Origin of the sequence: Lysinibacillus sp. NPDC093190 (genome assembly GCF_050280425.1) — a bacterium.
Lineage (GTDB): Bacteria > Bacillota > Bacilli > Bacillales_A > Planococcaceae > Lysinibacillus.
Genome location: NZ_JBNNVG010000017.1, coordinates 19594 through 35244, shown reverse-complemented (window position 1 = coordinate 35244; position 15651 = coordinate 19594). Strand labels below are relative to the sequence as shown.

Here is a 15651-nt window from a genome sequence, read left to right as displayed (position 1 = left end):
TTGTAATCTGCTGGAGTATAGCGAAATTTTTTTATTGTCTAGAAGACCAATTTTATTTCATCTTTTTAGCTTTCTCAGTATTCGCAAAATGCCATTTCGTAATGGAACGTAAAAATTCCTCACCTTGTTTTCGCCAAATGCGTGCTGCTAACGCATCTACTTTCGCTGAAGCCCCTTTCAACAACACTATCCCAGCAATCTCACTCAGTCGGTCCATTTCTTTTAAAAATGCCGCACGAGCTAATATCGATGCAGTTGCTACTGAAACATGTAATTGCTCGGCCTTCGTAGAAAATAGCACATCATCTCGAACGATTTCCCGTTCATTTTTTAAGTAATTGTAATACACACCACGTTCCGCAAACTGATCTATCAATATATGCTCTGGTTTTTCGGGTACCATTTTTGACAATGCATTTTTAAGTGCTCTATTGTGCATCATAGCTTTCATCTTACCTTGAGAGTAGCCTCGTGCTTGTAATTCGTTATATTTTTCGTTGCGTAGTACAAGCACACTATGGACGCAAGCTGCACGTAAATCTGGCGCTATTTTACGCATGTAATCATCCGTTAGCATCTTTGAATCCTTGACACCAAGTTCGTTTATAAGCGCAATTTTTGATGAAGGTACGTATACCGCTGCAACTGTTATTGGACCGAAATAATCACCAGTACCCGTTTCATCTGAGCCTAGCACCGACATCGTAGTAAAACCTTCTGGCAGAACGTCGCCCTTTGCTCCTATCGACGATGATTTTTGTGTATTTGTAACTTCTACGTTTCCCCAGCGTGCAGCTTCTCGCTCCGCTCCACCCCCTTGGAACATTAATTTACCTGATTTGTACATCGTAATTGCTGTATCTGGAAGCTTTGCGGCAAAGATTACACCAGGAGCTTTACGTTCTACAAAGTGGTTTGCATAGTAAGACATCACCTCTTTTTGTTTGTTTGTTGATATGGAAAGTACAATATTTGACATTTACTCGTTCCTTTCTGTCCTCGTTGTTCACAATTTTATACCTTTCATGGTATGATAATAAATAGCTTTTTTGTGTAAGCTGCTTACAATAAAAAAATTCGTGAGTACAAAAATTTTAAAGGAGGGTGCGACTATGGAAAATCAAGAAAAGAATAAAATTTCTGTGGAAATCTACGGTCATACATATAAAATGGTCGGCACTGAATCCATGGGACATATGCGACTTGTCGCTTCGATTGTTGATGACCGTATGCGCGAAATGAATGTACATAATCCCTCTCTTGATAGCACAAAGCTTGCCGTTCTTACAGCAGTAAATACCGTTCACGATTATTTACTATTAAAAGAACAAATGGAACAATTAGAAGAAGAATTGAAAAAATTAAAGGGTTGAAGTGAATGTTAGATTTAATCATATTAGCGGTGCTATTAGCCGGGCTCATCGTTGGTGCAAAACGTGGTTTCATTGTTCAGATGATGCATATCGTTAGCTTTATAGTTGCCCTAATAGTTGCGTATATCTATTATAAACCATTAGCACAAAAATTTGTGTTTTGGGTTCCGTATCCAGGTGTAACGGATTCAGGTAGTCTTGGAGTAGTTATTGATAGCCTGGATTTAGACCGCACTTTTTACCGTGTCATTGCATTTGCAGTTATTTTCTTTGCGGTGAAAATTACAATGCAAATTGTGGCATCGATTTTTGATTTTATAGCGTATTTACCTGTGTTAGGTACAGTGAATCGCTGGCTTGGAGCATTGTTTGGCATGATTGAAAACTATTTAATTATGTTTATTTTGCTGTACATTCTTGCTTTATTGCCAGTTGCTTCTATTCAAAGTTTAATGTCGAAGTCGTTGTTAAGTGGTCTCATTTTGGAACACACCCCAATTATTACAAGTATGTTCCAAAATTGGTGGTATATTTATATGCAATAGCAAACTGTGCACTTCTCTCGGTTTTGAGGGAAGTGTTTTTACGATAGGAGGAATTCCCAATGAACAAAAAAACAATTATTCGCACATTTGAAAAAATTGCATTGTATATGGAATTACAAGGGGAAAATCCATTCAAAGTGTCTGCCTTTCGAAAAGCAGCAGCCGCACTTGAGGGGGACGAACGCTCATTAAGTGAGATGGAGGATGTCACAAAGCTTAAGGGTATAGGTAAAGGTACAGCTGCTGTTATTGAGGATTTAATGACAAATGGTGAATCAAGCTTATTAAAAGAGTTAGAAGAAATTGTACCAAAAGGTTTGCTCCCGCTATTAAAACTTCCAGGCTTAGGTGGTAAAAAAATTGCAAAGCTTCATCAAGAGTTAGGGATTGATTGTGCGGAAAGTTTAAAGACTTCTTGTGAGGAAGGTAAAGTTCGTGAGCTAGCAGGCTTTGCAGCAAAAACTGAAGAGAAAATTTTAAAGGAACTTGCAAATTTAGCAAATCGATCAGAACGTTTGCCGATTTGGCAGCTGGAGCCAGTTGTTTTACAAATTGAAGCTCTTCTAGGTAGTATGGAAGAAGTGGAACGTTTTTCTGTTGCTGGAAGCTTCCGTCGTGCAGCTGAAACAAGTAAAGATATTGATTTTATTGTTGTAACCGAAGCAGTTGAAACTGTACGTGAAAAGCTACTGAATGAGCTTTCTGTACAAGAAGTCGTAGCAGCTGGTGATACAAAAATTTCAGTTATTTTAGATCTAGATGAGCCTGTAAGTGTAGATTTCCGATTAGTAAGAGATGTTGAATATGCAACGGCCTTGCATCATTTCACAGGCTCAAAAGATCACAATGTACGCATGCGTCAAATTGCTAAAGCCCGTGGTGAAAAAATTAGTGAATATGGTGTAGAGCAGGCTGATGGCACCGTATTAACGTTTAAGGATGAAGAAGAATTTTTTGCGCATTTTGATTTACCATTTATCCCGCCGAGTTTGCGTACAGGAACAACGGAATTTGACAAAACAGATGACATTAAAAGTCTAGTGAAAATAGAAGATATTAAAGCAGATTTGCATATGCATACGACTTGGTCTGATGGTGCATACTCTGTAGCTGAAATGGGCAAGGCATTGATAGCGCGAGGCTATCAGTATAGCGTTATTACGGACCATTCACAATTTTTAAAAGTAGCGAATGGTCTAACGCCGGAGCGCTTAACAAAGCAACGTGCTGAAATTGAGACATTTAATGAAGCACATCCAGATTTCCATTTATATGCGGGGACAGAAATGGATATTTTGCCGGATGGTTCCCTAGATTTTGAAGATGATGTGCTAAGAGAATTAGATTTCATAATTGCCTCTATTCACTCTAGCTTTACACAATCGCAGGACAAAATTATGGCACGTTTACTGACGGCGATGCAAAATTCGTACGTTCATATGATTGCACATCCAACTGGTCGCATTATTGAGGACCGTAATGGCTATAATCCTGATATGGGGCAATTAATTTCGTGGGCAAAGGAATATGGTAAAATTTTAGAGTTAAATGCGAATCCATATCGTCTTGATTTATGTGTTGAGCATTTAGAAATGGCTTTGGCAGCTGGTGTGCCCGTAGCAATAAATACGGATGCCCATGATATTGCTCATTTACGCTTTATGGATATTGGGGTGCGCTACGCAAACAGAGCATGGTTGAAAAAGGATATGATTGTGAATACATGGACGCGAGAACAGTTTGAAGCGTTTATTCGACGAAATAAATAGGTTGAGGAGGTGTTCTCAGTGATCGCAGAACGCGCATTGAAAACACTAGAATATGATAAAGTACGTCAGCAAGTGGCTACATACTGTACTTCTTCAATCGGCAAATCAGCGGTTGATGAGCTTGTACCACAGACAGACTATGAAAAAGTTGTACAATTATTAGAAGAAATGGATGAAGGACTATCCATTTTACGTGTAAAAGGCAATGTACCGATGGGTGGGATTTTTGATGTACGACCAGCTGCAAGGCGTGCACAAATCGGTGGCATGCTTTCAGCAATGGAATTAATGGAAGTTTCAAGTACAATTCGAGCGAGTAGAATTCTTCGCAATTTTATTGAAGATATAGAATCTGAAGAAGTGATTGAGATTCCTCATTTCATCGCCAAAAAGGAGGCAATGCCTGTTTTGACAGGCTTGCAGCATGAAATTAATAACTGTATTGATGACAATGGTTCAGTGCTAGACTCTGCAAGCCAAACTTTGCGTTCAATTCGCCAATCTTTACGCGCAGAGGAGGCTAAAGTACGTTCTAAGCTAGAAAGCCTTATACGTGGGAGCAATGCTTCAAAAATGCTCTCAGATACACTTGTAACGATTCGTAATGATCGCTTTGTTATTCCCGTTAAGCAAGAGTATCGTCATCATTATGGTGGAATTGTGCATGACCAATCATCTTCTGGCCAAACATTATTTATCGAGCCAGATTCGATTGTACAAGCAAATAATGAAATTCATCGATTAAAAATGAAAGAGCAAGCTGAAATTGAACGTATCTTACTTGCCTTAAGTGCAATGGTTGAGGAAGTAGCTCCTGATTTATTTTACTTAGTAAAAGTACTAGGTGAGATTGACGTCATTTTAGCTAAAGGCAAATACGGTCAAGCGAACAAATGTACAATGCCTAAAATGAATAACGAAGGCTATATTCGACTTGTGCGTGCACGTCATCCACTTTTACCAATTGAAACGGCGGTTCCTAACGATATTGAATTTGGGAAAGACATTACGGCGATTGTTATTACAGGACCAAACACTGGTGGTAAAACTGTCACTTTAAAAACGGTTGGACTGTGTACTTTAATGGCACAGGCGGGGTTACCGGTGCCTGCACTTGATGGTTCAGAGCTTGCTGTTTTTAAGCAGCTTTTTGCGGATATTGGGGATGAACAGTCAATTGAGCAATCACTGTCGACGTTCTCCTCTCATATGGTCAACATAGTAGATATTTTACAAAAGTTTGATGACGAGTCACTCGTTTTATTTGATGAATTAGGTGCTGGGACAGATCCTCAGGAAGGGGCGGCTCTGGCCATCTCCATTTTAGATGAAGTACATGATCGTGGCGCCCGCGTTATGGCAACGACGCACTATCCTGAGCTAAAAGCATACGGCTATAATCGTCCAGGAGTTGCCAATGCAAGTGTAGAGTTTGATATTGAGACATTGAGTCCAACATATCGTCTGCTTATCGGTGTACCTGGCCGCTCCAATGCATTTGAAATTTCAAGCCGCCTTGGCTTACCAGAATCGATTATTGACCGTGCGAAAAGCTTTACAGGTACAGATCGCCATGAGGTAGAGTCAATGATTGCATCACTAGAAGAGACTCGTCGCCAATCCGAAGATGATGCAGAACGCTCTCATGAATTACTATTGGAGTCTGAAGAACTTCGTAAAGAGTTACAAGGAAAACTACAAGCTTACGAGGAACGCAAAGAAGCACTCGATAAAAAAGCGAAAGAAAAGGCTCGTAAAATTGTTGATGAAGCAAAAAGAGAAGCAGAAACAATTATTGCGGAGCTTCGAGAAATGCGCAAAAATGCAGACCAAGTTGTCAAGGAGCATGAGCTTATCGAAGCTCGTAAACGACTGGAAGAAGCTACACCGCTTGAAAACAATAAAGTGCTGAAAAAAGCGGCACAAGTAAAGGCCCGTGCACAAAACTTAGTTGTCGGAGACGAGGTAAAGGTGTTAAGCTATGGACAGCGGGGTACATTGCTCGAAAAAGTATCGAATTCCGAATGGGTTGTCCAAATGGGTATTTTGAAAATGAAAATCTCGGATAGTGATCTGGAGTACATTAAACCAGAAAAAGAACCTGTGCAACGTATTGCTGGTGTGCAAAATCGCAATAGCCATGTAAAATTAGAGTTAGATTTACGCGGCGAGCGATACGAAGATGCCATTATACGTACGGAGAAATATATTGATGATGCCTTGCTTGCCAACTATGGGCGTGTATCAATTATTCATGGTGTCGGTACAGGCGCATTACGTCAAGGAATTCAAACCTATTTGAAAAAACATAAGCGTGTAAAATCATTCCGTTTTGGTGAAGCCGGCGAGGGTGGCTTAGGCGTCACGGTTGTGGAATTGAAATAAGCAGTAAAGGGGACGGAGAAAATGCTGAATTCTAGCTTTTGGCGATATCCAATTATCGAAACGGCAGGATATTTTAGCGTTGTTGTGTTATGTTTAGTCGTCTCGATGGCATTGTTCGAAGTCGTAACGAAATATAAAAACTGGGAAGAAATTAAAAATGGTAATATCGCTGTGGCACTCGCAACAGGCGGGAAAATACTAGGAATCTGTAATATTTTTCGCTTTTCCATCGCGCGCCATAGCACTTTAAGCGAAATGATTGGCTGGGGCCTTTTTGGTTTTACATTACTAATTGTGGCGTATTTCTTATTTGAATTTATGACACCACGTTTTAATGTCGATCAGGAAATCGCAAATGATAACCGCTCAGTCGGCTTCATATCCTTCACTATTTCAGTCGGTCTATCGTTTGTTATTGGGGCAAGTATTGCATAGGAGTGTAATGACATGGAAAAATTAGCGAAAATACTAATCGTTGTCTGCATCGCATTTTTGGCAGTCGGTGTCTATTATATGATGACCGTTTAAACTTAGAAACGCATCCTTTTGTGAGGGTGCGTTTTTTATATTAAGGGGTAAAGAGAAGAAGGATAGAAAAGGTAAAGTGACGGAAAAAAGCCAGGGCGGCGGAAAGAAGCCGGGGTGACGGAAAGAAAAGCCAAAGCGACAGAAAGAAGCCAGGGCGACGGAAAGAAGAGCCGAAGCGACGGAAAGAAGAGCCGAAGCGACGGAAAGAAGCCAGGGCGACGGAAAGAAAAGCCGAAGCGACGGAAAGAAGCCAGGGCGACGGAAAGAAAAGCCGAAGCGACGGAAAGAAGCCAGGACGACGGAAAGAAGAGCTGAAACGACGGAAAGAAAAGTCGAAGCGACGGAAAGAAGCCAGGGCGACGGAAAGAAGAGCCGAAGCGACGGAAAGAAGAGCCGAAGTGACGGAAAGAAGCCAGGACGACGGAAAGAAGAGCTGAAACGACGGAAAGAAAAGTCGAAGCGATGGAAAGAAGCCAGGGCGACGGAAAGAAGAGCCGAAGCGACGGAAAGAAAAGCCGAAGCGACGGAAAGAAGCCAGGGCGACGGAAAGAAAAGCCGAAGCGACGGAAAGAAGAGCCAAAGCGACGGAAAGAAGAGCCGAAGCGACGGAAAGAAAAGTCGAAGCAACGGAAAGAAGCCAGGGCGACGGAAAGAAGAGCCGAAGCGACGGAAAGAAAAGCCGAAGCGACGGAAAGAAGAGCCGAAGTGACGGAAAGAAGCCAGGGCGACGGAAAGAAGAGCTGAAACGACGGAAAGAAGAGCCGAAGCGACGGAAAGAAAAGTCGAAGCGACGGAAAGAAGCCAGGGCGACGGAAAGAAGAGCTGAAGCGACGGAAAGAAGCCAGGGCGACGGAAAGAAGAGCTGAAGCGACGGAAAGAAGAGCTGAAGCGACGGAAAGAAGAGCCGAAGCGACGGAAAGAAAAGTCGAAGCAACGGAAAGAAGAGCTGAAGCGACGGAAAGAAGCCAGGGCGACGGAAAGAAAAGCCGAAGCGACAGAAAGAAAAGCCGAAGCGACGGAAAGAAGAGCTGAAGCGACGGAAAGAAAAGTCGAAGCGACGGAAAGAAGAGCTGAAACGACAGAAAGAAAAACTAAAGCGACGGAAAAAATCAAAGCGTAACCTGATAAAAAATCATAAGTTCCACCATCCTAACATCAACCCCATCATAAAATACTACTAAAACCTATTAATATTCCTTCATCTATCTAAAAAGTTAGCATTAAAAATTATTTTTTGAATATAGAAATATTAACGCAGTCCTGTACATAAAAAAAGAAAGAATGAATTAGTATTCATAAGGCGCGTCGATCCAAACTCTAAGAAATACAGTTATATAAATGTTGTGAAATGCATAATAATTAATCGTAAATGCATTTATTTTCTATTTTGTGTTTGAAAGAGTATTTCTTTTTCATTATAATTAAAATAAGAGTTTACAAAGTTTGGGACAAAGGGGAGAGGACGTATGACAACAAAACCATGGCTAAAAAATTATCCTGAAGAAATACCATCGTCTTTAACGTTTGAGGAAATTCCTGTGCAAGAGTTTTTGACACGCGCCTATAAAAAGAATCCATCCAAAGTTGCGATTCATTTTATGGGAAAGGATTTGACGTACACCGAGCTATATGAGTCAGCGCTAAAGTTCGCAAACTATTTACAAGCCCTTGGGGTGGAAAAGGGAGATCGAGTAGCGATTATGCTGCCAAACTCACCACAAAGTGTAATCGCTTACTACGGGGCAATGTATGCTGGAGCGATTGTTGTACAAACAAATCCACTTTATACTGAGCGTGAACTTCAATATCAAATGGCTGATTCAGGTGCGAAAGTTATTTTATTGATGGATATTTTGTATCCACGTGTTATGAAAGTCATAAAAGAAACTGCACTTGAAAATGTAATTGTCACAGCTATTAAAGATTATTTACCATTTCCCAAAAATTTAGTTTATCCCTATATTCAAAAAAAGCAGTATGGTTTTAGCGTAAAGGTTGAACATAGTGGTCAAAATCATTTATTTACAGAAATTATGCGCTCTGCGCCCATCAAAACGATTGATATTCCATTTGATTTTGAAGAGGACATAGCACTGCTTCAATATACAGGTGGAACGACTGGCTTCCCTAAGGGTGTGATGCTGACCCATAAAAACTTAATTGCGAATACAACAATGTGTGATGCATGGATGTATAAATGTGTACATGGTGAGGAAACCATTATGGGGATACTGCCATTCTTCCATGTTTATGGTATGACGGCAGTTATCTTATTATCCGTATTCATGCAAAATAAAATGGTGTTATTACCAAAGTTCGATGCAGAGACAGCGTTGAAAACGATTGATAAGCAAAAACCAACACTATTCCCAGGTGCACCGACTTTATATATTGGTTTATTAAATCACCCGGATATTGCAAAGTACGACTTATCGTCCATCAAAGCATGCATAAGTGGATCCGCTTCATTGCCAGTAGAGGTGCAGGAGAAATTTGAAGCGGTAACAGGTGGAAAACTTGTAGAAGGATATGGATTAACAGAAACTTCTCCTGTCACACATTCAACACCTATTTGGGGTAAGCGTGTCATGGGCTCGATTGGTTTACCTTGGCCAAATACGGATTCAATAATTTTACGTACAGGGGATGCTGAGGCGCTTCCGGTCGGTGAGGTTGGTGAAATAGCTGTAAAGGGCCCACAGATTATGAAAGGCTATTGGAATCGCCCTGAGGATACAGCAGCAGCATTCGTAGATGGCTGGTTTTTAACAGGCGATCTTGGCTATATGGACGAGGAAGGCTATTTCTATGTAGTTGACCGTAAAAAAGATATTATTATTGCAGGTGGTTTTAATATTTACCCTCGTGAGGTAGAGGAAGTACTATATGAGCGCGAGGAAATCCAAGAATGTGTAGTTGCGGGCATACCAGATCCGTATCGAGGAGAAACAGTAAAAGCTTATATTGTTTTAAAAGAAGGATATTCGATTACAGAAGACGAATTAAATAAATATTGCCGTCAAAACTTGGCCGCTTTCAAAGTTCCCCGCTATTATGAGTTTAGAGATGAACTACCGAAAACAGCTGTTGGAAAAATTTTGCGTCGAGCATTAGTTGATGAAGAAAAAACAAAATTGGTGAATAAAGAAGCAAAATAAATACGTGATAAAGTATTGACAAGCAAAGATGTAAATTATAATATGAAAATATGAATGAATGACCATTCATATTTTCATATTTTTTTAGGTTACCACGTCATATCCTTAACAATATATCAGTTTGAGATGGCTGGCCATTCAAGGATGACATCATGTATTGAGCATGAATTTAGACGTGTGCAAGTTTTTTTAGGTGGTGATATAAAAGTGAAACGTGATAAGCCAAAATATAAGCAAATTATTGATGCAGCTGTCATCGTTATTGCAGAAAATGGGTATCACCAAGCACAGGTATCGAAGATTGCTAAACAGGCAGGGGTGGCCGATGGAACAATCTATTTATATTTTAAAAATAAAGAAGATATATTAATTTCTGTCTTTAATGAAAAAATGGCTGTTTTTGTGGAGTCATTACAAGATATAATAGAAAATGGAAGTACGTCTAAGGACAAACTTTCACGAATGATAGAAAATCATTTTAATGTTCTAGCGACAGATCGATACCTAGCAACCGTCACACAATTAGAACTACGACAATCGAACAAAGATTTACGACTGAAGATCAATTCGGTGTTAAGAGAGTATTTACAATTACTTGATCAAATTTTAATTGAAGGTATGCTATCAGGTGAGTTCAATCAAACGATGGATGTACGCTTGGCACGTCAAATGGTATTTGGAACAATTGACGAAACCATTACGTCGTGGGTCATGAATGAATATCGATATGATTTGATAGAACAGGTACCAAAAGTTCAGGCGTTAATCCTGAACGGCATTAAAGCTTAAAAGGATGTGGAGAAATGGAATTTCTAAGTTGGAAAGCAGAGGATGGAGTAGCGATTATTACAATTGCACGCCCGCCAGCAAACGCATTATCTCGTGGAATCATTGCCGAAGTAAATGCTGTGCTAGATGCCGTAGAAAATGATGACACAGTACGTGTCCTCGTACTTCATGGTGAAGGTCGTTTCTTCTCAGCTGGTGCAGACATTAAAGAATTTACAGAGGTTACATCTGGTGATGAATTTTCAAAACTAGCAAACAATGGTCAACAAGTTTTTGAGCGAGTTGAATCGTTCTCTAAACCTATTATTGCTGCAATTCATGGTGCTGCATTAGGTGGGGGCCTTGAACTAGCGATGAGCTGTCATCTGCGCTTTGTAACAGAATCTGCGAAATTAGGACTACCTGAATTACAATTAGGTCTTATTCCAGGTTTCGGAGGTACACAACGTCTACCACGATATGTAGGGGTTGCAAAAGCTGCAGAAATGATGTTTACAAGTGAGCCGATTTCTGGTACAGAAGCTGTACAATGGGGTTTAGCGAATCGTGCATTTACAGATGAAGCATTATTGGAAGAAACGCTAAAGGTAGCGAAGAAAATTGCGAAGAAGAGCCCGGTTGCTTTAAAAGCAGCTATTCAAACATTGCAATATGCTAAGCATGCTTCATTCTATGAAGGTATTGAGGCAGAAGCACAATCCTTTGGCACAGTATTCGTTTCGGAAGATGCAAAAGAGGGAATTCAAGCATTTATTGAAAAACGTGAGCCTGTGTTTACTGGTAAATAATATTCCATCAGTGTCGATAGCGACTTGAAAAAGTGTTATCGACGTTATCGACACTGAAAATATATAATATTTATAAGTTTACTTAGAAATAAAAAACGTTGCAGGAGGTATGGATATATGAATATTTTTGCATTAATTAAACGTACGTTTGATACAGAAGAAAAAATTGTTGTGTCGGGTGGTAAAATCCAAGAGGATGGCGCAGAGTTCATCATCAATCCTTACGATGAATATGCCATTGAAGAGGCAATCCAAGTACGTGACGCTGCTGGTGGTAAAGTAACAGTTGTTTCAATTGGTGGCGAAGATACAGAGAAGCAATTACGCACAGCTCTTGCAATGGGAGCAGATGAAGCGGTTCTTATTAATACAGAAGACGATCTAGATGAATTGGATCAAAATGCAGCAGCATTTATTTTAGCTGAATATTTAAAAGATAAAGACGCTGATTTAATTTTAACAGGAAACGTTGCAATTGACGGAGGCTCTGGTCAAGTAGGACCTCGTGTTGCAGATTTACTAGGTATTAACTATGTAACAACAATTACAAAACTTGAAATTGACGGCACATCTGCAAAAATTGTACGCGATATTGAAGGTGACTCAGAAGTTATCGAGACATCTTTACCACTTTTAGTAACAGCTCAGCAAGGTTTAAACGAGCCACGTTATCCATCTTTACCAGGTATCATGAAAGCGAAGAAGAAACCGCTTGCAGAACTTGAGTTAGATGATCTAGATATCGATGAAGATGATGTAGAGGTTAAGGTAGAAACAGTTGATATTTTCTTACCAGCTCAAAAGGCAGCAGGGCGTGTTCTTGAAGGCGAACTTTCTGCTCAAGTAAAAGAGCTAGTAAACCTACTTCATACAGAGGCGAAAGTAGTCTAAGTCATCTGATGACACAAATCGAATCTTAAAGGGTAATGGAGGGAATATACTATGACAAAAAAAGTATTAGTATTAGGTGAAGTTCGTGAAGGAAGCTTACGTAATGTTTCTTTCGAAGCAATTGCAGCTGCAAAGCAAATCGCAGATGGTGGTGAGGTTGTTGGTGTTCTTTTAGGGGATGCCGTAGCAAACTTAACAGGCCCATTATTTGAATATGGTGCTGATCGTGTTGTAACGGTGGAGCATCCACATTTAAAACAATATACGTCAGATGGCTATGGTCAAGCTTTATTAGCAGTAATTGAGGAAGAAAAACCAACTGGTATCGTATTTGGTCATACTGCAAACGGTAAAGATTTATCACCAAAAATTGCAAGTAAGTTACAAGCAGGTCTTGTATCTGATGTAACGTCTATTGAAGGTGCTGGCGATGATGTTGTATTCATCCGTCCAATTTACTCAGGTAAGGCTTTTGAAAAAGTTAAAGTAAAAGACGGTTTGGTTTTAGCCTCAGTTCGTCCGAATAATATTGCACCATTAGAAAAAGTAGCCGGTAAATCAGGTGACATCACTTCTATTGCTGTTGATATTACAAACCTTCGTACAATCATTAAAGAGGTTGTACGTAAATCTTCAGAGGGTGTCGATCTTTCAGAGGCAAAAGTAGTTGTAGCAGGTGGTCGTGGCGTGAAATCTGAGGAAGGCTTTGAACCATTAAAAGAGCTAGCGGATTTACTTGGTGGAGCAGTTGGTGCTTCACGTGGTGCATGTGATGCTGAATATTGTGACTACTCACTTCAAATCGGTCAAACAGGTAAGGTAGTAACACCAGACCTTTACATCGCAGCAGGTATTTCTGGAGCAATTCAACACTTAGCTGGTATGTCAAACTCAAAAGTAATCGTTGCGATTAATAAAGATCCAGAAGCAAATATTTTCAAAGTTGCGGACTACGGTATCGTAGGTGATTTATTTGAGGTAGTGCCTCTTCTAATCGAAGAATTTAAAGCGTTAAAAGTGAATGCCTAATTAATGATATTTGTCGCAGGGAGGATTTATCTTTCCTGCTTTTTTTGTTGAATTTTAAAGTTATTGCAAAATAAAATGTTGACATAATTAATTTTAGAACGTATAGTGATGAATATTAATTTAACTTTTCAATAATGTTTTGAAACGCAAAGATTAGGAGTAGTAAAAGCTCATTATTTGGTGAAGAGAGCTGCGGGTTGGTGCAACGCAGTCCAATAAGACTTTGAACTTGCCTAGGAGCGGTAAGATAAATGGAATTTGCAGAATATTCTATTTGTTGGACGGTTAACCTTCGTTATTAGGTTTTTAAGCAGGGTTCTTAAAGAACCAATTAGAGTGGTACCGCGGTTTGCTTATGGCATATCGTCTCTTCTTTCATTTGATAATGAAGGAACAGATGATATGCCTTTTTTGCTTTTGCTAGGCTCAAGCGCTACATCCTCGAGGTCGTTCGATCCCTCGGGCAAAAGTGGAGGAGCACTTACTTTTGCTTCGGGCTCTCTAGCGCTTTTCGGATGTAAACGAGCGCTTTAGCGCATTTGTTGATTTTAGGAGGTAAGGAAATGGAAAATGACAATCAGAAATTAAAGAGAACGATGACCTCACGGCATATTACGATGATGGCTTTAGGTGGTGCCATTGGTGCAGGGTTGTTTAAAGGAAGCAGTACTGCCATTGATATGGCAGGGCCATCAGTACTTATTGCGTACTTAATTGGTGGGATTATTCTGCTATTTGTTATGCAAGGTTTAGCAGAAATGGCAGTCCGCAATAGCGAAGCGAGAACATTTAGAGATTTAGTGCAAGCCGTTTTAGGAAAGTATCCAGCTTATTTTCTAGATTGGATCTATTGGAAAATGTGGGTGTTAAATATTGCAGCGGAAGCTGTAGTTGCGGCAATTTTTATTCAATATTGGTTGCCGGATTACCCAATTTGGATACTTGCATTATCTGTTTCGGTGTTAGTTACAGCCATTAACTTGTTATCAGTGAAAGTGTTTGCGGAAACTGAATATTGGCTGGCGTTAATAAAAATTACCGTTATTGTGGTGTTCATCATAGCGGGATTAATTTTATTGCTTGTTACTTTTGGTAATCATACAGCTGTTGGTTTTTCTAATTTAACGGAGCATGGCGGTTTCTTCCCGAATGGATCGATGGGATTGATTGCTGCAATGCTTGTAGTTATTTATTCTTATGGTGGTACTGAAATTATTGGTATTACATTAGCTGAAACGAAAAATCCTGAGAAAGTAGTTCCTAAAGCTGTTCGCAGTACATTAGTACGTATTGTGACTTTTTATTTAATTCCTTTCTTTATTATCGTTAGCTTGATTCCTTGGAATGAAGTAAACGGGGTGCCAGAAAGTCCGTTTGTGATGGTCTTTAAAATGATTGGGATTCCTGGTGCTGACCATATTATGAACGCTGTTGTTTTACTTGCAATTATCTCATCAATGAACTCGGGACTTTATGGTTCATCACGTGTTCTGTATACACAAGCTGTAGACGGGCGTGTTCCTAAAATCTTTGCCCATTTATCAAAAAGAAAAGTTCCTGTATATGCCATATTAATGTGTACGTTAGCTTTATATATGGCCGTAATATTTTCTTTATTTGCGGGAAGCAAAACTTTTGATTTCCTAATGGGTTCACTTGGATATACCGTGTTATTTATTTGGCTAATTATTGCGATTGCGCATTTGAAATCGCGTAAAAAACAGCCGGAAAAAACAAGTACCTATGCAGTAAAATGGTTCCCGTATACAACTTGGATAGCTATTATTGCGTTAAGTGCAATCCTAATTGGTATTATTTTTACAACATCTATTATCGTAACAGGTATTACATTAGCTATTTATCTCTTTATTACATTAACGTATGTCTTTAAAGGTCGTTTTCAAGAAAATGAGGCTAAATAACAAATCAACTTAATGCCATTTTCGACCTTGTTTTTCATAAATTATGCATACTAGGCAGATTGTTCGCTCAAGAGAATTTATCCATGCTATACTACAAACATAGTAAGTTTAAGGAGGATTTCAAATGGCAATTGTACATGCAACAGATGCAACTTTCCAAGACGATATTAAAGAAGGGTTAGTACTAGTAGACTTTTGGGCTGCTTGGTGCGGACCTTGTAAAATGATTGGACCAGTTCTTGAAGAAATGGTCGCTGCAGGTAGTGCGGCTAAAATTGTAAAAGTAGATGTAGATAACAACCAAGGTACTGCAGCGCAATACCAAATTATGTCTATTCCATCATTACTATTATTCAAAGACGGTGAATTAGTAGATAAAACTGTTGGTTTCCAACCAAAAGAAGCGTTAGAAGCATTTATCGCAAAACATGCTTAATCTGTAAGAAAAAAAGAGTCAAGCCATCAATAAGATGT

At 39.5% G+C, this 15651-nt stretch carries 14 protein-coding genes and 1 other annotated feature; of the genes, 12 read left to right on the top strand and 2 right to left on the bottom strand.

Annotated elements, in window-relative coordinates:
• Nucleotides 1-52 precede the first annotated feature (52 nt).
• Entirely contained in the window at nucleotides 53-979 is a 927-nt protein-coding gene (gene rnhC / locus ACQKOF_RS14375; RefSeq protein WP_427558190.1) for a ribonuclease HIII, read from the bottom strand.
• A 133-nt stretch (nucleotides 980-1112) separates the two neighbouring features.
• On the opposite strand from rnhC, the gene zapA reads away from it, so the two are divergent.
• From zapA to ACQKOF_RS14350, 5 genes are read left to right on the top strand one after another with little or no spacing between them, the layout of a single operon-like run.
• Nucleotides 1113-1373 (top strand): cell division protein ZapA, encoded by a 261-nt coding sequence (gene zapA, locus ACQKOF_RS14370; RefSeq protein WP_427558187.1) that lies wholly within the window; start codon nucleotides 1113-1115, stop codon nucleotides 1371-1373.
• A 5-nt stretch (nucleotides 1374-1378) separates the two neighbouring features.
• On the top strand, nucleotides 1379-1918 hold the full coding sequence (locus ACQKOF_RS14365) for a CvpA family protein (RefSeq protein WP_370075579.1): 540 nt from the start codon (nucleotides 1379-1381) through the stop codon (nucleotides 1916-1918).
• 59 nt (nucleotides 1919-1977) lie between these two features.
• A complete protein-coding gene (polX, locus tag ACQKOF_RS14360; protein ID WP_427558185.1) occupies nucleotides 1978-3687 on the top strand; it encodes a DNA polymerase/3'-5' exonuclease PolX in 1710 nt (569 codons plus the stop codon).
• An 18-nt stretch (nucleotides 3688-3705) separates the two neighbouring features.
• On the top strand, nucleotides 3706-6072 hold the full coding sequence (locus tag ACQKOF_RS14355) for an endonuclease MutS2 (RefSeq protein ID WP_427558182.1): 2367 nt from the start codon (nucleotides 3706-3708) through the stop codon (nucleotides 6070-6072).
• Between the two features lie 21 nt (nucleotides 6073-6093).
• A complete protein-coding gene (locus ACQKOF_RS14350; protein WP_249072865.1) occupies nucleotides 6094-6507 on the top strand; it encodes a DUF350 domain-containing protein in 414 nt (137 codons plus the stop codon).
• A 33-nt stretch (nucleotides 6508-6540) separates the two neighbouring features.
• Here the strand turns inward: ACQKOF_RS14350 and ACQKOF_RS14345 are convergent, their stop codons facing one another.
• Entirely contained in the window at nucleotides 6541-7713 is a 1173-nt protein-coding gene (locus tag ACQKOF_RS14345; protein WP_427558180.1) for a hypothetical protein, read from the bottom strand.
• Between the two features lie 353 nt (nucleotides 7714-8066).
• Between ACQKOF_RS14345 and ACQKOF_RS14340 the strand changes: the two genes are divergently transcribed.
• The 7 genes from ACQKOF_RS14340 to trxA all read left to right on the top strand — a co-directional run bounded on the left by ACQKOF_RS14340 (nucleotide 8067) and on the right by trxA (nucleotide 15613).
• Nucleotides 8067-9758: an AMP-binding protein gene (locus ACQKOF_RS14340; RefSeq protein WP_427558177.1), complete on the top strand. Its 1692-nt coding sequence runs from the start codon at nucleotides 8067-8069 to the stop codon at nucleotides 9756-9758.
• A gap of 207 nt (nucleotides 9759-9965) precedes the next feature.
• Nucleotides 9966-10547: a TetR/AcrR family transcriptional regulator gene (locus ACQKOF_RS14335; protein ID WP_049667778.1), complete on the top strand. Its 582-nt coding sequence runs from the start codon at nucleotides 9966-9968 to the stop codon at nucleotides 10545-10547.
• Between the two features lie 14 nt (nucleotides 10548-10561).
• Complete coding sequence (locus ACQKOF_RS14330) at nucleotides 10562-11335, top strand: enoyl-CoA hydratase (RefSeq protein ID WP_370041575.1); 774 nt, start codon at nucleotides 10562-10564, stop codon at nucleotides 11333-11335.
• A 117-nt stretch (nucleotides 11336-11452) separates the two neighbouring features.
• Nucleotides 11453-12226: an electron transfer flavoprotein subunit beta/FixA family protein gene (locus ACQKOF_RS14325; protein ID WP_427558174.1), complete on the top strand. Its 774-nt coding sequence runs from the start codon at nucleotides 11453-11455 to the stop codon at nucleotides 12224-12226.
• A gap of 51 nt (nucleotides 12227-12277) precedes the next feature.
• Complete coding sequence (locus tag ACQKOF_RS14320) at nucleotides 12278-13255, top strand: electron transfer flavoprotein subunit alpha/FixB family protein (RefSeq protein ID WP_427558171.1); 978 nt, start codon at nucleotides 12278-12280, stop codon at nucleotides 13253-13255.
• Nucleotides 13256-13395: 140 nt separating this feature from the next.
• Nucleotides 13396-13629 (top strand) — a binding site (T-box leader).
• Between the two features lie 189 nt (nucleotides 13630-13818).
• A complete protein-coding gene (locus tag ACQKOF_RS14315) occupies nucleotides 13819-15177 on the top strand; it encodes an amino acid permease (protein ID WP_427558168.1) in 1359 nt (452 codons plus the stop codon).
• A 124-nt stretch (nucleotides 15178-15301) separates the two neighbouring features.
• Nucleotides 15302-15613 carry a thioredoxin gene (gene trxA / locus ACQKOF_RS14310; RefSeq protein ID WP_427558165.1) on the top strand — a complete coding sequence of 104 codons (312 nt, stop codon included), beginning with the start codon at nucleotides 15302-15304 and terminating at the stop codon, nucleotides 15611-15613.
• Nucleotides 15614-15651: the final 38 nt, after the last annotated feature.

Excerpts from the sequence above, each read along its gene's own strand:
- rnhC (WP_427558190.1), bottom strand. The coding sequence starts at position 979 with ATGTCAAATATTGTACTTTCCATATCAACAAACAAACAAAAAGAGGTG.
- zapA (WP_427558187.1), top strand. The coding sequence starts at position 1,113 with ATGGAAAATCAAGAAAAGAATAAAATTTCTGTGGAAATCTACGGTCAT.
- ACQKOF_RS14365 (WP_370075579.1), top strand. The coding sequence starts at position 1,379 with ATGTTAGATTTAATCATATTAGCGGTGCTATTAGCCGGGCTCATCGTT.
- polX (WP_427558185.1), top strand. The coding sequence starts at position 1,978 with ATGAACAAAAAAACAATTATTCGCACATTTGAAAAAATTGCATTGTAT.
- ACQKOF_RS14350 (WP_249072865.1), top strand. The coding sequence starts at position 6,094 with ATGCTGAATTCTAGCTTTTGGCGATATCCAATTATCGAAACGGCAGGA.
- ACQKOF_RS14340 (WP_427558177.1), top strand. The coding sequence starts at position 8,067 with ATGACAACAAAACCATGGCTAAAAAATTATCCTGAAGAAATACCATCG.
- ACQKOF_RS14330 (WP_370041575.1), top strand. The coding sequence starts at position 10,562 with ATGGAATTTCTAAGTTGGAAAGCAGAGGATGGAGTAGCGATTATTACA.
- ACQKOF_RS14325 (WP_427558174.1), top strand. The coding sequence starts at position 11,453 with ATGAATATTTTTGCATTAATTAAACGTACGTTTGATACAGAAGAAAAA.
- ACQKOF_RS14320 (WP_427558171.1), top strand. The coding sequence starts at position 12,278 with ATGACAAAAAAAGTATTAGTATTAGGTGAAGTTCGTGAAGGAAGCTTA.
- ACQKOF_RS14315 (WP_427558168.1), top strand. The coding sequence starts at position 13,819 with ATGGAAAATGACAATCAGAAATTAAAGAGAACGATGACCTCACGGCAT.
- trxA (WP_427558165.1), top strand. The coding sequence starts at position 15,302 with ATGGCAATTGTACATGCAACAGATGCAACTTTCCAAGACGATATTAAA.